Source organism: Stenotrophomonas sp. S41 (genome assembly GCF_016624625.1).
Lineage (GTDB): Bacteria > Pseudomonadota > Gammaproteobacteria > Xanthomonadales > Xanthomonadaceae > Stenotrophomonas.
Genome location: NZ_JACVTV010000076.1, coordinates 1 through 20,947, shown reverse-complemented (window position 1 = coordinate 20,947; position 20,947 = coordinate 1). Strand labels below are relative to the sequence as shown.

Annotated in this window: 18 protein-coding genes and 1 pseudogene; 11 read left to right on the top strand and 8 right to left on the bottom strand. The window is 63.8% G+C overall.

Annotated elements, in window-relative coordinates; translation table 11 throughout:
• Window positions 1–12 precede the first annotated feature (12 nt).
• Window positions 13–1,854, bottom strand: coding sequence for a glycoside hydrolase family 15 protein (locus IAE56_RS15010; protein WP_200753069.1), 1,842 nt, complete (start codon window positions 1,852–1,854; stop codon window positions 13–15).
• Window positions 1,855–2,076: 222 nt separating this feature from the next.
• On the opposite strand from IAE56_RS15010, the gene IAE56_RS15005 reads away from it, so the two are divergent.
• The 4 genes and pseudogenes from IAE56_RS15005 to IAE56_RS14990 all read left to right on the top strand — a co-directional run bounded on the left by IAE56_RS15005 (window position 2,077) and on the right by IAE56_RS14990 (window position 6,316).
• A complete protein-coding gene (locus tag IAE56_RS15005) occupies window positions 2,077–3,420 on the top strand; it encodes an alpha/beta hydrolase (RefSeq protein WP_200753071.1) in 1,344 nt (447 codons plus the stop codon).
• Window positions 3,414–4,946: pseudogene (locus IAE56_RS15000) on the top strand (GMC family oxidoreductase); the annotation flags it as partial. The gene IAE56_RS15005 and the pseudogene IAE56_RS15000, both read left to right, overlap by 7 nt.
• Before the next feature lie 50 nt (window positions 4,947–4,996).
• Complete coding sequence (locus IAE56_RS14995) at window positions 4,997–5,800, top strand: SDR family oxidoreductase (protein WP_200753067.1); 804 nt, start codon at window positions 4,997–4,999, stop codon at window positions 5,798–5,800.
• 96 nt (window positions 5,801–5,896) lie between these two features.
• The gene (locus tag IAE56_RS14990; RefSeq protein ID WP_200753066.1) at window positions 5,897–6,316 is read left to right on the top strand and encodes a hypothetical protein; all 420 of its coding nucleotides are present in this window, start codon (window positions 5,897–5,899) and stop codon (window positions 6,314–6,316) included.
• Window positions 6,317–6,335: 19 nt separating this feature from the next.
• Here IAE56_RS14990 and IAE56_RS14985 read toward each other — a convergent pair whose 3' ends face one another.
• Both IAE56_RS14985 and IAE56_RS14980 read right to left on the bottom strand, forming a co-directional pair.
• Window positions 6,336–7,100: an EAL domain-containing protein gene (locus IAE56_RS14985; protein WP_200753065.1), complete on the bottom strand. Its 765-nt coding sequence runs from the start codon at window positions 7,098–7,100 to the stop codon at window positions 6,336–6,338.
• A gap of 95 nt (window positions 7,101–7,195) precedes the next feature.
• A complete protein-coding gene (locus tag IAE56_RS14980) occupies window positions 7,196–8,767 on the bottom strand; it encodes a cryptochrome/photolyase family protein (protein ID WP_234456106.1) in 1,572 nt (523 codons plus the stop codon).
• Window positions 8,768–8,867: 100 nt separating this feature from the next.
• Here IAE56_RS14980 and IAE56_RS14975 point away from each other — a divergent pair, with 100 nt between their 5' ends.
• From IAE56_RS14975 to IAE56_RS14965, 3 genes are all read left to right on the top strand, one after another.
• On the top strand, window positions 8,868–9,023 hold the full coding sequence (locus IAE56_RS14975; protein WP_200753063.1) for a DUF2256 domain-containing protein: 156 nt from the start codon (window positions 8,868–8,870) through the stop codon (window positions 9,021–9,023).
• A gap of 89 nt (window positions 9,024–9,112) precedes the next feature.
• A complete protein-coding gene (locus IAE56_RS14970; RefSeq protein WP_200753062.1) occupies window positions 9,113–10,210 on the top strand; it encodes a hypothetical protein in 1,098 nt (365 codons plus the stop codon).
• 215 nt (window positions 10,211–10,425) lie between these two features.
• Window positions 10,426–10,872, top strand: a complete 447-nt coding sequence (locus IAE56_RS14965) for a nucleoside 2-deoxyribosyltransferase domain-containing protein (RefSeq protein WP_200753061.1) — start codon at window positions 10,426–10,428, stop codon at window positions 10,870–10,872.
• Window positions 10,873–10,940: 68 nt separating this feature from the next.
• On the opposite strand, the gene IAE56_RS14960 is transcribed toward IAE56_RS14965, so the two are convergent.
• On the bottom strand, window positions 10,941–11,441 hold the full coding sequence (locus IAE56_RS14960; protein ID WP_200753060.1) for a hypothetical protein: 501 nt from the start codon (window positions 11,439–11,441) through the stop codon (window positions 10,941–10,943).
• A gap of 164 nt (window positions 11,442–11,605) precedes the next feature.
• Here IAE56_RS14960 and IAE56_RS14955 point away from each other — a divergent pair, with 164 nt between their 5' ends.
• Window positions 11,606–12,217, top strand: coding sequence for a hypothetical protein (locus IAE56_RS14955; RefSeq protein ID WP_234456105.1), 612 nt, complete (start codon window positions 11,606–11,608; stop codon window positions 12,215–12,217).
• An 843-nt stretch (window positions 12,218–13,060) separates the two neighbouring features.
• Here the strand turns inward: IAE56_RS14955 and IAE56_RS14945 are convergent.
• Window positions 13,061–13,678: a TetR family transcriptional regulator gene (locus tag IAE56_RS14945; protein WP_200753059.1), complete on the bottom strand. Its 618-nt coding sequence runs from the start codon at window positions 13,676–13,678 to the stop codon at window positions 13,061–13,063.
• A gap of 373 nt (window positions 13,679–14,051) precedes the next feature.
• Here IAE56_RS14945 and IAE56_RS14940 point away from each other — a divergent pair, with 373 nt between their 5' ends.
• Window positions 14,052–14,687, top strand: a complete 636-nt coding sequence (locus IAE56_RS14940; RefSeq protein WP_200753058.1) for an isochorismatase family cysteine hydrolase — start codon at window positions 14,052–14,054, stop codon at window positions 14,685–14,687.
• A 359-nt stretch (window positions 14,688–15,046) separates the two neighbouring features.
• Here IAE56_RS14940 and IAE56_RS14930 read toward each other — a convergent pair whose 3' ends face one another.
• From IAE56_RS14930 to IAE56_RS14920, 3 genes are read right to left on the bottom strand one after another with little or no spacing between them, the layout of a single operon-like run.
• Complete coding sequence (locus tag IAE56_RS14930; protein WP_200753056.1) at window positions 15,047–16,435, bottom strand: cytochrome c; 1,389 nt, start codon at window positions 16,433–16,435, stop codon at window positions 15,047–15,049.
• A 10-nt stretch (window positions 16,436–16,445) separates the two neighbouring features.
• Entirely contained in the window at window positions 16,446–18,221 is a 1,776-nt protein-coding gene (locus tag IAE56_RS14925) for a GMC family oxidoreductase (RefSeq protein WP_200753055.1), read from the bottom strand.
• A 5-nt stretch (window positions 18,222–18,226) separates the two neighbouring features.
• Window positions 18,227–18,955 carry a gluconate 2-dehydrogenase subunit 3 family protein gene (locus IAE56_RS14920; RefSeq protein WP_200753054.1) on the bottom strand — a complete coding sequence of 243 codons (729 nt, stop codon included), beginning with the start codon at window positions 18,953–18,955 and terminating at the stop codon, window positions 18,227–18,229.
• Between the two features lie 154 nt (window positions 18,956–19,109).
• On the opposite strand from IAE56_RS14920, the gene IAE56_RS14915 reads away from it, so the two are divergent.
• Together IAE56_RS14915 and IAE56_RS14910 are read left to right on the top strand one after the other, a co-directional pair.
• Window positions 19,110–20,024, top strand: coding sequence for a LysR family transcriptional regulator (locus IAE56_RS14915; protein WP_200753053.1), 915 nt, complete (start codon window positions 19,110–19,112; stop codon window positions 20,022–20,024).
• Between the two features lie 159 nt (window positions 20,025–20,183).
• Window positions 20,184–20,900: a hypothetical protein gene (locus tag IAE56_RS14910; protein ID WP_200753052.1), complete on the top strand. Its 717-nt coding sequence runs from the start codon at window positions 20,184–20,186 to the stop codon at window positions 20,898–20,900.
• Window positions 20,901–20,947: the final 47 nt, after the last annotated feature.

Here is a 20,947-nt window from a genome sequence, read left to right as displayed (position 1 = left end):
AGGGTGGGCCGCTCAGGGGCAGCCTTGGGTGTCTGCAATGGTGGCCATGGCCATCACCTGGGCCAGGTGGCTCAAGCCTTGCGGAATGTTGCCGAGGTAGTGGCCCGTGGCCGGGTCCACCATTTCGCTGAGCACGCCCTGGCAGCGGCCAAGCGCGCCGTTCAGGGCATCCACACGGGCGCGGGCGTCCTCGACGAAGCCCAGCCGTGCGTAGGCCTCAGCCATCCAGTAGGAGCAGGCGATGAAGCAGCCTTCTTCTTCCGGCATGCCCGAGTAGCGGTAATGGAAGTCCGACTGGCCCAGCTCGCGGTCGATGGCGCGCAGCGTAGCCAGCAGGCGGTCCCTGCCGTCGAAGCGGAAGCGCACTGCCAGTGCAAGCGCCGCGTCCAGCTTGCCGCTGCCGGGGTACATCTCGAAGGCCTGCAGGTCATCGGACCAGCAATGGGTTTCGATCCAGTCACTGATGCGGTCGCGCTCGCGTTGCCAGCGGTCGCGGCACGTGGTCGGCAGCTGGCCCTGGTCGGCCAGCTCGACCGCCCGCGCCAGCGCCTGCCAGCAGCTGATCTTGGACATCGTGTAGTGCTCCAGCTCAGGCAATTCCCAGATACCGGAATCCTTCGCGCGCCAGTGGTCCGCGCAAAGGTCGGCAATGCGGGAAAGCAGCTCCGCGCTGGCTCCATCCAGAATGTTGCCGGCCGCCACGAAACAGAACGCGGTCTCGAAGATGTCGCCGTAGATGCCATGCTGGTGCTGGTCGCCAGCAAGATTGCCTTTCACCACTGGCTGCGTATCGCGGTAGCCGTGCATGGGCAGTTCCTGCACCGGCTCGACCATCTCACCGTCCAGGGTGAATACGACCTTCGGCCCATGGCGGCGCAGCTGACGCAGCAGCCAGGTGAATGCCGCTTTGGATTCCGCCTCCAGACCTGCGGCCAGAAACGCCTGGATCGTGTAACCCGCATCGCGCACCCACGCGTAGCGATAGTCGAAATTCTTGTCGCCGCCAATCCGCTCTGGCAGCGAGGTCGTGGCGGCAGCGGCAATGGCGCCCGAGGGCGAGTACAGCAGCAGTTTGAGGGCCAGCGTGCTTCGCACGAACGTGGCGCGGTCCCAGCCGTCGTAGGACACATTACGTGCCCACGCCTTCCATTCCCGATCGGTCAGGTCGATGCGGCCGTCCACTTCCTCAACCGACGGCGCCACCAGTGGCTCATCCTCGCCGACCACAAGCGCTACCGTCACCCGCTCACCGGCACTGACCGTGCATTCACCGCGTGCACCTTCGTCGGACCACTGCAGCTGCAGCGCCGGATGATGGATCACAACACCCAGCAGCCGCTGCACATGGAAGACCGTGTGCTCGCCAATGGACGAACAGTAGGGGCTGGCTGATTGCGCACGCGTGCTCGGGAACATGTGCACGGCAAAACGCACCTCGCCCTCCAGGCCCTCGATGCGGCGCGCCAGTTCGCACCAGGGCAGGCGACCGGCGTTGCCGCTGTTCAGCGATTCCGTCAGCGACGCGCGGCCGGACGCCGTCGTGAAGATCGTCTCCAGCACGTTGCTTTCCGCCCGGTAATGGCGTTGGACGGTGCAAGGCTCGGTGGGTGCAATGCTGAAGTAGCCACCATGGCTGCCGTCCAGCAGGCGATCAAACAACGGCGGGCTGTCCATGTTGGGCGCACACCACCAATCGATGGAACCGTCGCAGCCGGTCAAGGCGACGGAACGCCCTTCGCCCAGCGCAGAGTATTGTTCGATGGGCAGCGCGCCGTTGCGCCTGCGCTCACTTGCGACCGGTGATGCGGCGATCTTCGTTTCATCAAGGGAGGCAGCCTCGGGCAACGTCGACATCAACGCACCCTCCGGCAAGCGTGCAAGGCTGCCGGAACAGCAACAGGGGTGCACATGATGGACATCTCAGACGTGGGGTGCATCGAAACTAGGGAGCCGCATGCGCAAACGGGGTGAGGCAGTGTTCAACGCCACGTGATCATTGCGCGCCGTTGACACCCGCATGCACGCTCCATGGACACACCGACGACCATGCTCGCGCCGCTACACGCTGAGGTCTGCATGCAACGTCCCACACTTTTCCTCCTGCACAGCCTGGGCGCCAGCCATCGGGAGTGGGACGCGGTGCAACGCGTCCTCGGAAATCAATTCGAGTGCGTCGCACTGGACATACCTGGCTTTGGCGGAACCTCCGCAGGCAGCGCGACCGACATCGATGCCCTCGTGGACTGGTTCCAGCAGGAAGTCATCGCACGTGCGCCCACCTGCTGGTTCGCCGTGGGCCACAGCATGGGTGGCAAGATCGCCACGCTGCTTGCCGCCCGCAGCCGCGACGGGGTACAGGGCCTGGCAGGCCTGGCCGGCGTGGTGCTGGTGGCCGCATCGCCCCCATGCCCCGAACCCATGCAAGAGTCGCGCCGCGAGGAGATGCTGGGCTGGTTCGCCGAAGGTGGACCCGCCCGCGCCAATGCTGAAGCATTCATCGACGCAAACACGCATCGACCCCTGCAGGGTGCCACCCGCGAAGCCGCCATTCTCGACGTGCTGCGCACCGATCCCATCGCCTGGCGTGCCTGGCTGAACCAGGGTAGTCGCGAACATAGGCAGGAGGAAGCGGCCCACCTGCACGTGCCTGCGCTGATACTGGCAGGCGCAGAGGATGGCGACCTCGGTGAAGCCGCCCAGCGTGCACTGAACGCGCCGCATTACATGCGCGCAACCGTTGACATCGCGCCGGACGCTGCGCATCTGATTCCCGTCGAGCAGCCGGAGTGGCTTGCCCACCGCATTGCGGCGTGGGCACTGCCATTGGCTGCACGCGCGCTGCCGCCGGCATTCATCGAGTTGCTGGATGCCGAACGGGTTGCACCGCGCATGCGGGCCCGTCTGCTGGCCCGACATGCCATGCCGCTGCCGCTTACCGAGTCTGCGCTGCCCGCACGCCGTCTGGGTGTGCTCGCTGCCTTGGCGGCACGACTGTTACCCGGCGCAGATGCCCATGATCTCGCACTGCGCGTCGGCCACGCACTGGTGAATCACGAGAGCGACGGCTGGCGTTTTGCCGACCTGCCACAGGATGCGGATGCCTGGGCGCAGGCGCTGGATCAGCTGGATGCCGCAGCCAATGGATTCAGCACGCTTTCGCCCGCCGCACAGCAGGCACTGCTGGAACAGGTGCAACGGCAGAGCGCCGCCGCGCCCGCAAGCGCTGCGCTTGACCCTGCGCAGTGGGCACTTTGGTTTGAAGATGCGAGGGCGCTGTTTGCCAGAACCTGGATGAGCCTTCCGTCGACGTGGGCCTCCATCGGCTACGACGGTTTCGCTGTGGGTGGCAAAGGTGCGTACAGCCCCGGCTATGAGCACACACAGGCTGGGGTCATCGACGGGTGGCAGCTGCCATGCTGAATCGAACCCACCGCAACGACGGGAAGCATGAATCGTTCGATGCCGTCATCATCGGCAGCGGCGCCGGCGGTGCCCCTCTGGCGGCCCGCCTGGCGGAGGCGGGCGTATCGGTGCTGGTGCTGGAAGCCGGCCGCACATTCACGCCGGATGATCACCTCGCCGACGAACTGGCGACGGATATCTACTGGACGGAAGAGCGCCTCAGTGGTGGCCAGACTCCGACGGCCTTCGGCGCCAATAATTCCGGCCAGGGCGTCGGCGGTTCCACCCTGCACTGGGGCGCGTTCTGCCCGCGTCCCGATCCGCGCGACCTGCGCCTGCGGTCGCTGACAGGGCAGGGAGCGGACTGGCCCATCGCGGATGCAGAGTTGATGGCCTATGTGCAGCGCGTCGAGACGTTCATCGGCGTCTCGGGCCCCGCGCACTATCCGTGGGACCCGGCGCGCCAGTACGGCTATCCGCCCGTGCTGCGCAACGCCTCGGCCCAGGCCATGCAGCGCGGCTGCGATGTGCTGGGCATCATCGCTACCGACGCGCCCGCTGCGCTGGTCAGCCAGGCCCGCCAGCAGGCGCACTGGGGTATGCGCCAGGCCTGCAACCACTGTGGCGCCTGTCATCAGGGATGCAGCAATGGCGCCAAGGCCAGCATGGATACCTCCTGGCTGCCGTGGGCGAAGGCGCACGGCGCGGTCATCCGCGACCAAAGTCGCGTGGTGGACCTGGAGCGCGATACCCTGGGCCGTATCAGCGCAATCGTCTACCAACGCGAACACCGCCTGCACCGGGTGAAATGCGCTGCCGCCTTCCTGTGCGCCGGCGGCGTAGAGACCCCACGCCTCCTGCTCAACCTGGGGCTGGCCAACAGCAGTGGCCAGGTCGGTCGCAACTTCATGGCCCACGTAGCAACCCAAGTGTGGGGGTTCTTTGACGCGGACATGTGCATGAACCGCGGTTACCCGTCCTCGCTCATCACCGAGGATTTCGTGCGCCCGGATGATGCCTCGTTCGCCGGCGGCTACCTGGTGCAGAGCCTGGGCGTGCAGCCCGCCACACTGGCCAACACTCTGGCCCGCGGCGCAGGGCTGTGGGGCCAGCCGCTGATGGATGCACTGTCTTCCTACCGGCACCTGGCCGGCATCGGCATCAACGGCGAGTGCCTGCCGCAGGAGGGGAACCAGCTGACCCTCAGTGATGAACGTGATGCCTTCGGCATGCGCCGCGCGCGGGTCGATTTCAGCTATGGCCCCAACGAAAAGGCACTGGACGCACACGCCCAGAGCCAGCTGACCCGAATATGGGAAGCAGCAGGTGCCACCGGCATCTTCGCCGCCGCGCGCTCGGCCCACACCCTGGGTACCTGCCGCATGGGCGACTCGGCCGACACCGCCGTGGTGGATGCCGACGGCCGCAGCTTCGACATCCCCAATCTCTTCATTTGCGACAACTCAACCTTCCCCAGCGCCTTGGCCGCAAACCCGGCCTTGACCCAGATGGCACTGGCTCTGCGCACCGCCGAGCGGTTCCTGCAGACACGGCCATCGCGCAGCACCACTTCCCCCCCAACGAAGGACACATCATGGATCTCGGAATAGCAGGGCGCATTGCCCTGGTCAGTGGCGCCGATTCGGGCATGGGCAAACAGACCGCACGCGAAATGCTGCAGGCCGGGGTACGCGTGGCCATCACCGATGTACCCGATGGCACCCTCGACGAAGCCCTGCAGGAACTGTCGCCGCTGGGCGAAGTGATCGCCGTTGCCGGTGATGTCACCGAAGCCAAGGATGTGGAACGCATCTGGGCCACGGTGCGCAACGAACTCGGCGACCCTGACATCTACGTCAACGCCGCGGGCGTCACTGGCGCCACCGGCGATTTCCTTGATGTGGACGACAATGGCTGGCTGCGTACGCTGGACATCAACCTGATGGGGGCGGTGCGCATGTGCCGCCAGGCCATCCCCGCAATGCGCGCCAAGGGCTGGGGTCGCATCGTGCTGTTCGCCTCGGAAGATGCCGTGCAGCCGTATACCGACGAGCTGCCTTACTGCGCCTCGAAGGCGGGCGTGCTCAGCTTGGCCAAGGGCCTGTCCAAGCAGTACGGCAAGGACAACATCATGATCAATAGCGTGTCTCCGGCCTTCATCCATACGCCGATGACCGACGCGATGATGCACAAGCGCGCCAAGGAAAAGGGCATGTCGTTCGAGGAGGCCATCCGTACCTTCCTGGACGAAGAGCGCCCCGGCATGGTGCTCAAGCGCCGCGGGCGCCCGGAAGAGGTTGCCGCCGCTGTCCTCCTGCTGTGTTCCGAGCGCGCCAGTTTCATCAACGGCGCCAACATCCGAGTAGACTCGGGCTCGGTCTTCACCCTGGCTGGGTAAAATCTGTCTCCTTCCCAGGTAGTGGGGGCCCCCGGGCCGGCCCCCCCCCCCCCGGGGGGGGGGGCCCCCCCCCCCCCACCCCTCCGAAGGTTCATGATGCCCACCATCGCCACCGCTGCTGACTGGAAAAACAAGCCGCTCCCCGCCCGCCATGTTGCACTGAAGCTCGACTTTGACCTCGATGCCGCGGAGTCGGCGTGCGTGCGCCACGGGCTCCTGCCCTTGGAGATGGAGGACAAGTGGTTCCTCTACTACCAGGGAAATGCGCTCTACATGCACCGCAGCTGGACCGGCGTCTGCATCGCCCGGGTTCACTTCGTGTCAGAAGGCGACAGACTGCATGCCGTCAGCGCGGAGATCAATCGGGACCCTGAGCAGTACGCGGGTACCGACGATACCGCGGATATCGCCCTGATCGAGCGCATGGTGCGTGGGATGGGCGCTTCACAGCGTTACCTCGAACAGCGGCAGGCCGGTGCCCATGCGTGGGTAACCATTACCCCGCCGGAGCCATAGTAAGGACGGGCGCTCCTGCTCAACCTCCCCACGCGATATCGACATCGCTGGCAGCCGTCTCGAACTTCGGCCGCCCAAACCAGTACCCCTGCATCAGCGTGATGCCCAGATCGGACAGGCAGTGCGCTTCATCGGCCGTTTCTATGCCCTCTGCAATCACGTCGATGGACAGCTGGCTGCACATCGCCACCACCCGGGCAATGATCGCGCGCCGGGGACGACTGCGGTCCACGCCTTGAACGAGGGCCATATCCAGTTTGACGATGTCGGGCTGGAAATCAGCCAGCAGGTTCAGGCCCGCAAATCCCGCGCCGAAGTCATCGATGGCCGTCTTGAAACCGATCCGCTTGTACTCCGTGAGAATCTCAGCCAGCCATTTGCCATCGTCGATCTTCTCGCCCTCCACCGTCTCGAAGATGATGCGCTCGATCGGGAAACCATACCGGCGAGCAGCCTCCAGCGTGGAGCGGATGCACACCTCTGGCCGATAGATCGCATTGGGCAGGAAGTTGATCGAAAGATGCGACTGCATCTGCAGCGAGGCCGCAATCCGTATCGCCTTCTCGCGGCAGGCCTGGTCAAACGAGTACTGGTTCTCAGCAACTACCTGCGAAAGCACCGAATGGGCAGACTCGCCGGCCGGACCGCGTACCAGCGCTTCGTGCGCGAAGATCCTGCGCGCACGGATATCCACGATCGGCTGGAACGCGTAGCTGAACTCAAACGGCAGCGGCGCCGCATCCCGGCACAGGGCACATCCGGCAGGTCGGTCAGGGGAGGGCATGCGTGCGACCTCAGACGGCAGGAGCCCTCAGCCTACAGCCGGCTGCGACAAGGTTGAGTGCAGGTGCACAGAAGCGCTGAACGCTTCATTGCAGGCTACAGCGCATCCAAATTGCGCAGCAGCGTCTCGGCCTGCTGGGCAATCGCATCGCGCTTGCTGGCGGGCATACGTGCCAGCTGCCGGTAGGGCATCTCCAGGCGGGGGTTGCCGCTGAGTTGCTGCCCATTCCGTGCGAGGAAATCCCAATAAAGCGCATTGAACGGGCAGGCCCTTGGCCCGGTGGGCTGATTCTGGCGATACGGGCATCGGCCGCAATGGTCGCCCATGCGGTGAAGGTAGGCGGCAGTGGAGATATAGGGCTTGGTCGCCAACAGGCCTCCGTCGGCGAACTGGCTCATGCCCACCGTGTTGGGCAGCTCTACCCACTCGAACGCGTCGATGTAGATGCCCAGGTACCACTGGTGCAGGGCGTGCGGATCTAGCCCGGCGAGCAGGGAAAAGTTACCGATCACCATCAGGCGTTCGATATGGTGGGCGTGGGCATTGGCCAGCGAGCGGCCGATCGCAGCGCGCACGCACGCCATGCGCGTGTTGCCGGTCCAGAACCACTCCGGCAACGGGCGGGTATGGCCGAACGCGTTGTTGTGCTCGTAGCCCGGCATCTGTGCCCAGTACACGCCGCGGACATACTCGCGCCATCCCAGAATCTGGCGGATGAAACCCTCCACCGAGGCAAGCGGCGCACGACCTTCGCGCCCTGCCAGCTCCACCCTGGCAAGCACCTCCCGGGGCGAGAGCATCTTCACGTTCAAGGAAAACGACAGCAGCGAGTGGAACAGGCGTGACGCCTGCGCGCTGATCGCATCCTGGTAGTCGCCAAAATGCGGCAGGCCATGTTCAAGGAAGGCGTCGAACTGCTGCAGAGCCTCGGTCCGATCCAGCGGCCAACGCAGCGCATGCGCATCGGGACTGCCAAATCTGGCGACGTCGGCATCGCGGATCGTCTGCCACAGCGCGCTGTGATCGTGGCTGGGCCGCAGGTCCGGCGGCTCGGGCGGGTCGCCCGGCCACGGCTTGCGGTTGTCCGCATCGAAGTTCCAGCGGCCCCCCAACGGTGCGCCATCAGGTTCGAGCAGCACGCCATGGCGCTGCCGCATGTAGCGGTAGAACACCTCCATCGTCCAGCGCTCGCTGCCTCGGTTGCCGAAGAACTGCGCCACTTCATCGCGAGTGGTCAGGAAGTGCTCGCTGTCCACGCAACGCACCGTAATGGCCTGCCGCGCCGCGTACTGGCGCAGCTGCTGATCCAATCGCCATTCGTCCGGCGCCTGGTATTCCAGCTGGCTGGCCCCGTGCTGCTGCAGTATCAGGCTCAGATTGGCGGGCAACGATTGCCGGTTTGCAGGGTCATCGATAGCCAGGTAGCAGACCCGGTGCCCAGCCTCTCGCAACTGCGCGGCGAAACGGCGCATCGCAGCGAAGATGGCCAGGATCTTCTGTGCGTGATGCAGCACATAATCCGTTTCCTGGCGGATCTCCATCAACACATACACCACATCGTCCGACCGTTCGGCAAACCACCAATGGGCAGGATTGAGCTGGTCACCCAGCACCAGGCGCAGGCAGGTTACAGGCGGCATCAGCGGCGCGGGCGAGGGCAGGGACATCGGGCTCATGGCGGAAGGGGTGTCGACTACCTGAACATCTACGCAGCGGGGGCCGCTCTGGATGCATCCGATTCCGCGTTCACCGCGTAGGTGAGGGACTATGGCAAAGATGAAGAAGCGAGCAGACCTGCCGCAGAAGATCTGTGCGACCTGTGGCCGACCGTTCGCCTGGCGCCGCAAATGGGCGCGGGATTGGGAGAACGTGCGTTATTGCTCCGACCGCTGCCGTGAGCAGCGTGGGCGGTCGGGCGCCTAGCAGAATCCTGGCGGCAGACACGCCCTTCATCGCGAACGCAGCACAATAAGGCGCTTTCCCCGCATAACAGGAAGGCAGGTGGCGCCATCGTGAGAGCCATTTCCTTGATTGCCGCCAGCATGCTGGCCACTACCGCATTCCACGCCCGCGCATCAGAGCGTGGCCCGGATGCAGCACCTTATTTCGAACCCGGTGGTGCCGTACGGTTCAATTATGGCTGGCTCGATTACGCGCCGACCAGCCGCCTGCAGCTGGAGCTGTTGCAGGCGGACATCGACACGGGAGTCGGTCCATTCTCACTTTCCGCCCAGTACCGCTGGTATGACGGCTTCCATGCCGTGCACCATGCCTACGCCGGCTGGCAGTTTTCCGAGCAGACCCAGCTGAAAGCCGGCATCCAGCAGGTGCCGTTCGGGCTGTTGCCAACGGCATCGCAGAGTTTCTGGTTCGGCTCCGGCTACTATCTGGGTATCGAGGATGACTACGACCCCGGGGTCGTAGTAGTCCACACCCATGGCGACACCACTTGGCATGTTGGTTGGTTCTCCGGGGACGAATACGGCTCCGGTGCCCGCTACGACCGCTATTCGTTCGATGTGGCGCAGACCGACACGCTGCCGTATCGCGAGCGGCAGCGGCTTCATGCACGGGTAGAGCAGACGCACAGCTGGGCAGGCGGCGAGCTGCTGCTGGGCGCATCAGCCTTTGCAGGCAAGGTCCAGAACACGCAGACGCGCCGCCATCATGGCCACCAGGGCGCTGCCGTCCACGCACAGTGGAAGCGCGATGGCTGGACGACGCAGCTGCAATGGGCGCGCTACCGGTATGACATCCCCGGCGATCGTATTGGGATGTCGGCTTTCCAGGCGCCTTTCGAGATTGCCGCACAGGCCGATGTGCCAAGCGCCAATGTCGCGTACTCGTTTGCACGCAAGGGCAGGCTGGACAATCTGACCTGTTACAACAACATCAGCATGACGCGCCCGATGGGGCACAGCGCAGGCGTGCGCGACTCCTGGCAGAACGTCACCGGCTGCAGCCTGCAGAAGGGCATCATGACCACCTACGTCGACTGGATCGCCGGTCGCAACATGTGGTTTGCCGGTGGCGATGGCATCGGCATCAACGATGGTGGGCCCTCCCAGTGGCACTCCCGCTTGAACGTAAACGTCGGGTTCTATTTCTGACGAGACGCATCGGCCGCGTAGAGTCGAGCTTGCTCGACTGGCGTCCGGTTCCGCTTTCATCAATAGATGCAACAATGCCGCCTACTCGTCTGCACTGCGCGCCCATGAAACATCGCCTAGCCCTTCCGCTGTCCCTGATAGTTCCCATGATCTGCTGGGCGGCCCCCTCGCAGACCGTGACCTCACCCGCACCGCTTCCGCCATCGGACGGTCGGGTGACCGTGTTCCTGGCCGGCAGCATCGAGATGGGCAAGGCTGGCGATTGGCAGGCGCAGGTACAGCAGGCGCTGGCAGATGACGGCGTGCTGATGCTCAACCCACGTCGGGATGACTGGAATCCCGCGTGGAAGCCCAGCGCCGACGACGCGAACTTCCGCCAGCAGGTCCAGTGGGAGCTTGCCGCGCTGGAGAAGGCGGACATCGTGCTGATGTACTTCGCCCCCGGCACGCAGAGCCCCATCACTTTGCTGGAGTTCGGGTTGTATGCGCGTTCCGGGAAGCTGCTGGTTGCCGCACCGGAAGGGTTCTGGCGCAAAGGCAACCTGGACATCACCGGCGACCGCTATGGCGTGCCGCGTTACGAAAGCCTGGCCGAGCTGATCGAGGCAGTGCGCGCGCGTATTCAACAGCGCCGTCCGGTAGATTTGAGCTTGCTCGACTGAGCCATCTGCCCGCTACGGCGCGCAGCACCGAACAGCACCCGAGCCTGCCGCTTCGCCGCCCATCGACTCTACGCCTCCGGCTTGCCCGCTGGTGCCGTGTGATTACCCGATTCCTGCCCCGGAGGCCGCCGACGCGCCTCGGCTACAAGGCGATGGAATGCATAGATGGCGATCGTGCCGCGAACACTTATAAGCGTCATCACGGCGGACACGACCAGCGCGGGCACCGACACGTCGCCCATCGCCGCCCTCACGAACGCTCCCAGCAATCCAATCACACTGATGATCAGCGTGCCCACGGCCACCAGTGGAAGGCGCTTGTAGATGCCAACCGCCAAGGGAACATACATGCAGGTGGTCAGCCCCAGGCCTGCTGCAATGAAGGTCCCATGGCCCTGGATGGCGAACAGCATCAGCAGGGCTGCAGCAAACGAGATGACGCTCAGCACGGCAAGCATCAGCCACATGTACTTGATGGGGCGAGTGATCGAACCTGGAATCTCAATGACCCAGCTGTCTGCCGGTTGGCCTGGGAAGGGCGGGGTTGCTCGGTACGGGTCCTGATCCATGGCGGGCGGCTCCGGTTGAAGGCGTTCGAAGTCTAGCGCTGGCGCGAGGTGCCGGAAATCGGACTTTCCCTACGCCGGAGACCAGGCCAGTAGAATCGGGCTTTCTCGACCCCGCAGACTCCACACCACTAATATTCCCCCACCCGCAAGGAGCGCCACCCACCATGGGCAATGCAATGGACACGCAGTATCTGGACGACACCCCCACCATGGTCCAGCCGACGGACGAAGGGCTGACCTTTCACTGGCTGTACGCGCGTGTGCAGGGTTTGAAGGGCACGACCATCTACCCCAAGGCCGGCGTGGTTGAGAAATGGTCATACCGTGTAGGCGTGGGGGCGGCGCTGCTCGGACTGGTCAGCGGCCTGCTGCTCGTTCGCTGGATACCTGCGATCGTGCTTCTGCCAGTGACGCTTACCTGCCTGATTGTGGAAATCGGAGGCTTTCTGGTTGGCGGATTCCTGAGCCTGCGACGGGAGTACCGTCAGTACTCCCAGCCCCGGTTGTCCCATGCCAGGGAAATGGACAACGATTTCCTGCATTGGCAGTCCGTCATTGCCGAACTCTGCACGTTCCCGCGCGAAGATAGAGAGCAGCGGCTCCGCTACGTCAGCGCGCTGCGCACCCGCATGACCGAGCGCATGGGCATCATGTACGGAGGGCTGCAGCGCCTCGGTCCATTTCCGCTCCTGATCGCGCTGTACCTGCAGTTCCGCAGCTGGCGCTGGGGCATTGGCCGGGAGTCTTCGACATCGGCTGGGCGGGCGCCATCCTGATCTTCGCCCTGGTGCTGCTGTACCTGGTCGGATGGATTCTGATCGCCCAGCGAACCCGGCTTGATACCTACGTATCGTTGCTGGAAGCCTCCCTCCAGGAACCCGCAAAGTAGAGTCGAGCTTGCTCGACTCCAAACCAGACCTCAGCCCGCTTAGATCCGATACTGCTGGCAATGCTCAATTGGCTGCTTCAGATCCACAGTTCTGAAGTGGCGCATTGCCTCGGAATCCACCGGTCGCGCTGGGTGCTCTTGGAGCCAACGCACCATCTGCATGAACTGGCCATGGCAGAAGATAACGACCTCTCCACGGTCGCGCCACGTGGTATCTGCCAGCAAGCGCCTGGCCCGATCAACAAACTCCCGGAAGGTTTCTGCGCCAGGACCGTCGCGGTGGTCAGGGTCACTGAGATCCCAATACGCCAGTACCCACGAGCGCCTGGAGGCAGCCGTCGTACCCACGCACTTCGGCGGCGATAGGTAGGTGAACTCCTGCACGGAAGCCGTGCCTATCGGCATACCAAACCGGCGGGCGAGTGGCTCCGCCGTTTGCCTGGCACGCACATAAGGGGAGCTCACAATCGCCGCGGGCCGGCCGGTCCAGTTCTCTGCAAGGTCCTCAGCTTGCCGAACCCCCAGGTCTGTCAGAGCAATGCCATCCAGCTATTGGTGAGCAGCCCCGCATTGGCCGCACTCTCCGCATGTCGTACCAGAATCATCATCTGCGAAGCTTAGCGGTACCACTTGGCGCGGAATAGAGACTTTGCCATAGCGCCTCAGAATGTTTGTGCGCAGCCAGGGCAAGCAGGGCAGGGAAAACACCGTCAGCCATGCGCACCACGTTTCAGTCGCCAGCGTCACTGGCACTGGCACTGGCACTGGCAGTAATCGCCCCTGCCAATGCTCGGCTCAGCGGCGTATCGCCCATTGCGCGCCCCAGCATCGCAGCTCCGACCATGGCTGAGAACATCACATTTGTCTGCGTCTCTAGCTCATCTGGCTCAACACTCGCTCCAAGGGTCTGCTGCATCTCCCGCTTGAACTGCGCGTACAGCGCCTCTGTCCCACGGCGATATGAGCTGGCCAGCCCAGCGGACACCTCAGACGTTGAGGCTGTAGAGGAAAACGCGAGCATCGGACAGGCCTGCTCAAGTGGCCGCTCCTTCAGATAGTGCTTCACCAGGGCGTTGAGGCCAGTTGCTGGTGCTTCTGCACGAGCGACCCGTCTAGTCACTTCGTCCCATGTGCGCGACGACTGGCTGAATGCCAACGCGAACGCTTCGTTGATGAGTGCCTCTTTCGACTCAAACTGCTTGTAGAACCCGCCATGGGTGAGTCCAGCCTCGGCCATCACCTCACCGATGGACACATTCTCCACCCCGCGTTCACGAAAGAGGCGCGCAGCAGTCTCCACCACGCGCTCACGGTTACGCTCAGCTTGCTCTTTGGATGCTCTGGGCATTACTGCTGCTCCGGTTTGCGCATGACCAAGAGAGTCATGACCATGCGCTGACATACGTTGTCGTCTTGGTTCTTAGTCAGGCACTCCAAGGTCACCATGCCACCCTCCAACTTGGAACTGGCGGGCTTCGCCTCGGTCAACCGGCTTTTCACGTGCAGTTGTGGTCTCGCCGCGTCGGCAGGGCGGCGTGTGCCAGTCACTAGCCTCCACGCCTCAGGCTCCTCGGCTGCTGCATCATGACGAAGGCCCACCCCATCGAACGAGTTGTCATTGTACGCCATATAGATTACCGTAACAATCTATAGGCGCGCCGCGCCTATTTTTTCACCCGTATAGATGACTATTGAAATCTATTATCCGAAAGAGACCGCCCATGCATCCACGCTACGAACCCGAAATCACCGCACTTCTTTGCATCGACCTCTACAACGACTTCCTCGCCGACGGAGGAAAGCTGTTTCCCTGGGTCAAAGACATCGCTGCTCAGAACAACATGCACACCAATCTGCGAGCGATCGTTCAGGCCGCTCGCGCCGCCGGAATCAAGGTCTACCACGTGCCCCACCACCGCTGGGAGCCCGGTGACTATGTGAACTGGAAGTACCCGTCGCCGTATCAGCTGGGCGCGGGGGAGCGGCAAGCCTTTGCAAAGGGAACCTGGGGCGGCACCTTCCATGACGACTTCCAGGTACAGCCGGGAGACGTCGTAGCAACCGAGCATTGGGCCTCAAGTGGATTCCCCAATACGGACCTGGAGCATCAGCTCAAGCGCTACGGCAAAGAAAAAATCATCTGCGTAGGCCTGCTGGCCAACACCTGCCTGGAGGCCACCGCTCGAGTCGGCATGGAACTGGGCTTCCACGTTACGCTGGTCCGCGATGCCACTTCCGCGCGCTCTCCTGAGGCATTGCACGCTGCACTGGACATTGACGGGCCCACCTACGCCCATCAGGTGCTGAGCACGGATGAGCTGCTTAGCGCCATCACCGACTCTCTCGCAGAGCACTGATGCACAACTGATAGCGGTACCGGGGCAGCACTGGCTGCCCCGGTACCGCTATCAGGAAACGACCCAGACCGAGCACCAAACCCCATGCACGCCATCCCCTACGGAGTATCACTAGAGCTCCGCGCTTCGAACCAGCATCGAGGCCGGGATCTCAAGCGCGTGCGCAATTCGCAACAAGCTCGACAGACGCACGTCTTTGCGCCCCTGTTCAATATGACCCAATTGTGTGCGGTGCATGCCTAGCAGCACCGCAAGCTCAATCTGGGTGAGCTTGCGTCTGATCCTTGCCCGCCTGATGGCACGCCCCAGTGATTGTTGCTCGTCAGCGCCTGGCGAAGACCTACCCACTACGTCGCTTCCTACTTTGCAGGTGCCTTTTCAGAGGACGTTCCTGTGGGCCCGTGCGCAACTGAAGCATGTTTCTGCTCTTTCTCAAGTTGCGCCCGAATCGATCTGGCTTGACGTTCCTCGACTCCAGACGCCTTATTTCCGAACTCTTGGCGAATGAAGGTCGCCAGTTGGGCGATTTCTTCATCACTCAGACGATCCGCAAAGCCCGGCATGCCCAGATTGGAGGGACGTTTGTCGGTAGAAGGCAATGCACTGCCGTGCAGCAGCAGGCGCACCACCGAGGTCGGGTCGTCAGCCAATACGGTTGGGTTGCCTGCAATGGCCGGGAACACGTCCTTGTAACCGTGGGCATCGGTACGGTGACATGCCGCGCAGTTGTCCACGAACAGCTCGGCGCCGCGGCTGTCGTTGATGCCGGCCTGCAACTTGCGCGCGGTGACATCGCTGGCGGCAAACGACGAAGGATCGTGGCCGGTGCCAGGCAGCTGCTTCAGGTACACCGCCATCGCCCGCAGATCATCCTCGGTCAGCTTCTGGGTGCTGTGCACCACTACGTCGGACATCGGCGTGCCCACCACGGTGCTGTGCGCGTTGCGGCCAGTCTGCAGCGTGTCCACGATGTCCTGCTCGCTCCAGCGGCCCAGGCCGTCGGCAGGGTTGCCACGCAGGTTCACCGCATTCCAGCCGTCGATAATCTGGCCACCACTCAGGTAAGCGGTATCGGATTCATCCAGCGCCTCTTCCTGCAGCGCAAACCCACGCGGCGTATGGCAGCTGCCGCAATGGCCCAGGCCCTGCACCAGGTACGCGCCCCGTGCCAGCTGCGCATCGCCGTAGCGGCTGGCATCGAAGGCCACCGCATCCGCCTCCGGCGCGAAGGTCTTGCGCCAGATGGCCAGCGGCCAGCGCATCGACAGCGGCCAGGTAATCTCAACCGGCTTGTTGGCCTCCTTCACCGGCGCGATGTCGCCATGCAGGAAGTACGCGTGCAGCGCCCGCACGTCCTCATCGGTGATGCGCGCATACGAGGGGTAGGGCATGGCCGGGTACAAGGTGCGGCCATCGGGTGCGATGCCATGCCGCACCGCGCGGTCAAAATCATCCAGCGAATAGCCACCAATGCCGGTGTCCTTGTCCGGGGTGATGTTGGTGCTGTAGATGTTGCCCAGCGGCGAGGCCACCGGCAGCCCGCCGGCAAACGGCTTTCCGCCCGGCCGGGTGTGGCAGGCGGTGCAGTCGCCCGCCGCCGCCAGGTAGCGGCCGCGTTCAATCAGGGCCGCATCGGGCGCAGGGCCATCGGTCAGTACACGGGTTTTGGTCGGCACAAACGCGTAGGCGAGGGCCGCCAGCAACACGACCAGGCCAACCGCCACCATCCAGAGGAACAGCTTCTTCATCGTCGCGTCCTCAGGCCTGCACCAACGGGCCCGGGTCGGGCAGGTACTTTTCGCGGATGGCGGTGGCCGCCCAGTACGCCAGCCCGCCCACCAGGCCGGTGGGGTTGTAGCCGTTGTTCTGCGGGAAGGCGTTGGCGCCAATCACGAACACATTGGAGACATCCCAGCTCTGCAGGTAGCGGTTGAGCGCGGAGGTCTTCGGGTCCGCGCCCATGATCGCGCCGCCACAGGTGTGCGTGCTCTGGTACTTGGTGATGTTGTAGCGCTCGCCGTCCTTCTTGGCATCGCCGCTCATCGAAAGCGGGTCCAGCACCTTGCTCATCTGCATGGCCTTGTCCACGAAGAACTGCGAGGCCTTGATCTCGTTGGGGTGCCAATCGAAGGTCATGCGCAGCAGCGGCCGGCCAAAGGCATCCTTGTAGGTTGGGTCAAGGCTCAAGTAGTGCTGCCGGTAGGACATGCACGCGCCCTGCACCTCGTAATAGAAGTTGTGGCGGAAGTTGTCCGCCGCCGCCTTCTTCCACTTCGCGCCCCAGGCGGGCGTACCGCTGGGCACGTTGATGCCACGCACCGGGCCCGCACCGGGCTGCCGCGCCCACACCAGGCCGCCACCGACGAAGCCGGCCTTGGCGTTGTCCAGCTGGTTGCCGTTGAGGTCGTCCATTGTGGTGCCGGCACCGCCGATGCCGATGAAGCCGTTTGCCTGCACCGTCTCGTCGAAGAACAGCACCACCCGGTTGAGGTTCTGGTAGGAGTAGTTGCGGCCCACGGTGCCGGTGTTGCTTTCCGGGTCATACGGCTGGCCGATGCCCGACAGCAGCATCAGGTGCACGTTGTAGAGCTGGAACGCACACAGCAGCACCAGGTCAGCCGGCTGCTCCACCTCGCGGCCCTGCGCATCCAGATAGGTCACGCCCGTGGCCTTGCTGCGGCTGCCATCCAGGTTCACCTTCAGCACCTGCGAATGGGTGCGCAGCTCGAACTTCGGGCGATGGCGCAGCACCGGCAGGATGCAGGCGTTGGGGCTGGCCTTGGAATAATTCAGGCAGCCGTAGTCACTGCAAAAGCCGCAGGCGTTGCACGGCCCCAGCTGGCAGCCATAGGGGTTCACGTAGGGCCCGGACGCATTGGAGGCCGGGATGGGGTAGGGGTGCCAGCCCATCTCCTTGGCCGCCTTGTAGAACAGCTCGCCGCCCAGGTAGTTCGGGTTGGGGCCCAGCGGGTATTCGGCCGAACGCGAGCCCTCGAACGGGTTGCCGCCGTGCTGTACCACGCCGTTGATGACACCGGCCTTGCCGGAGGTGCCGCAGACCAGCTCGAACATGTGCAGGTGCGGCTCCAGCTCGGGGTAGGTCACCGGGAAATCCTGGATGGTCATGTCGGCAGGAATGAAGGCCTTGCCATACCGCTCTTCCACGTTGCTGCGCAGCTTCATGTCCTCCGGCAGCGGGCGGAAATGCGCGCCCGACCAGTGGCTGCCCGCTCCGCCGACACCCGTGCCCGGCTTGAACGAGCCCATCTGCCGGTACGGCACGGCCGTATCGGAGGTCTTGTGGCGGATCGTCACCGTTTCCTGCGAGAGGCTCTGCAGGTAGCGGCGGTGTACCGAGCCCTCCAGTTCATCCACCACATTGGGGTAGGCAAAATCAGGCTGGGTATCGCGGTCGCCGCCACGTTCCAGCGCCACCACGTGCAGACCGGCATCGGTCAGTTCCTTGGCCAGGATCGCGCCCGTCCAGCCCATGCCGACAATGACCGCGTCGACCTTCGGTTTCACAAGTGCCATGTGCTTCAGCCTCTCCGTCCAGCCAGATCCACGGGCGGCAAGGGGTAGGCCTTGTCCCGTACACCAATCCAATCCAGGTAATCAGCGCGCATGCCGGGGTAGCCGATCATCTTCCAGGCCCCCATGTCCTTGTTCGCGCCGTACTTGGGATCGGCGAAGTAGCCGTTCTTCACTTCACCCAGCAGGTTGGAGAAGAACAACTTGCTGGAAATGCCTTCCAGCTCGAGCTTGCCGCTCTCCGCCGCCTTCAGCAGGGCCTCCTGCTCGGCATGGCTCAGCTGGGCAAAGGTCTTGCCCTGGTATTGCGCTCGGCACTGCGCATCAAACGCGCCGATGCCCACACGCAGGATGTCGCGCAGCGCCAGCTTGCCTTGATAGCCAAATTCGCTGGGTGCCTCCAGGAAGGGGCCCTGCATGTACCAGATGTCTCCAGCGGCGTAGGGCGTTTGCATGTGGCGGTCCAAGAACTCGGGCACGCCAGACTCCACCGCGCCAGGCCCCACCTCATCGGAGGGAATCAGCCGATCGCAGGCGGCCACCACGAAGGCCCACTCAGCCGCTGTGAAGAACTGCGGGGCATATGGGGTAACCGCATCGGCGCGGGGCGCGGCCTGGCCGGGGGCATCGCCCGGGGCGCAGCCCGGCAGCGCCGCGGCAACGGGAATAAGGGTAAGGCCCTGGAAAAAGCGACGGCGCGTGAGCGCCGGCAGGGTCTTGTCGGGATCGTCTTTCATGGTCTGGCTACCTGCAGGGTGGCTGTTGTGAAGCATCACGCGCGAGCTGTCGCGAGCGCGTGCGCATTCACGATCAACCCATTGTGTGGATGCAGCACACTTTCCGTAATGGCAATATGGGAAAGGAACTGTTGCCCTAACGGAAAGAAGTGCCGTGATCGAGGACCTCCAAGAGCTGCGTACCTTTGAGCGTATCGTCCACGGCGGCAGCCTTTCAGCCGCTGCGCGCGACCTAGGAGTATCCCTTGCGGTGGTCAGCAAGCGACTGACCTCGCTGGAGCGCCGGCTGAAAGTGCGTCTGCTCAACCGCAGCACGCGGCGCGCCTCACTGACTGACGAGGGGCAACTGTTCCGGGTGCACTGCCAGAACGTGCTGGATGCCGTGGAGGCCGCAGAAGCGGCGCTGGAGCAACGCCAGGATGTAGTGGCCGGCGTGCTGCGGCTGACCGCGCCCAACGGGTTTGGCCGTCGCCACGTGGTGCCGGCGGTGCGCGGCTTTCAGAAGGCCCACCCAGCCGTACGGGTGCACCTCTCACTACGCGATGAAGTGGTGGACTTGGTGGGCGAGGGCATCGAGCTGGCCCTGCGCTACGGCACGCTGGACGATTCGCGTCTGGTGGCACGGCAGCTGGCACCCAACCGACGGGTGCTCTGTGCATCCCCCGATTATCTGCAGCGGCGGGGCGTACCGCGCCGCATTGCCGATCTGCAGGGGCACGACTGCATCGCCAGCGGCAGCCCGCCTGTCAGCCATTGGCGCTTCCTGGAGGGCGGCCGAACCATTGCGGTACCGGTCAACGCCACGACGCTGTGCGATGACGGCGAAGTGGCGCAGTTGATGGCTGTGCAGGGCGCCGGTATTGCGCGAAAGTCGATCTGGGATGTGGCGGAGGATCTGAAGGCCGGGCGGCTCGTGGAGGTGCTGCCCGACCACGCACTGGCCACCTCACCCCTGAGTGCCGTGCATGGACCGGGCAAGCAGCTCGCGCCCCGGGTGCGCGTGTTCCTCGACCATCTGCTGCGGCACCTGCAGAGCACTGTCGCCTGGCGCTACGCAAGCGATTCGTAGAGTCGAGCTTGCTCGACTTTCTCCCGGCAACTGATTGAACGCCAGCAGCGCTTCGCGCTGCTGCTGGACAGTCCGGCCCGTGCCGGACACCGGCACGCAAAGGCTAAGATGCGGTGGCAACAAGCGCCTTTCAGGACGGAAAACGCAATGGATGTGCAGATGAGCAATGACGCCGACCAGCTAGAAGTGGCGACGGAAGAACACCTCACCTTCCAATGGCTCTACGAGCGGGTTCAAGGACTGGTGGACCACAGCATCTACCCAAAGGCAGGACCGGTCGAACGCTGGTCTCTGAGAGTTGGCGCTATTGCGGGCGCGGTCGGACTGGTCGCCGGGCTGCTACTCGATCGGTGGGTGCCGGTCAGTGTCCTCCTGCCAGCCACGCTCATCTGCCTGGTGATTGAGGTGGGCGGGTTCGCCGTCCATGGCGCTCTGTCAGCAAAAAGGCAATACCAGCAGTACTTGCAACCCAGGCTGTCCCACGCCAAGGAGATGGACAGCGAATATCTGCAATGGGAATCCGTGCTTGCCGATATTCGTCAGTTCCCACGGAGCCAACGTGAGCAGCGCCTGCGCTTCGTAAGCAGCCTAAGAACAAGCATGGTCGACCGCATGGGCCTGCTGTATGGCGGTGTGCAGCGACTGGGTCCGTTCCCACTTTTGATTGCCTTCTACGTGCAGTACAGAAGCTGGCAGAAAAACGGGTGGGCAGGCGTCTTCGATGTGGGCCTGGCAGGCGGAATCCTCATCCTCTTCATGGTGCTCCTGTATGTCATGGCATGGCTTCTGATAAGCCAGCGCGTCCGCGTGGAAACCTACATCAGCCTGCTGGAAGCCTCCCTCCAAGACCCCGAGACCAACTCGCCCTCGAAGTAGATACCGTGTTGTCCTTGCCTAGGCAAGGACGACTTCAGGCTCAAACG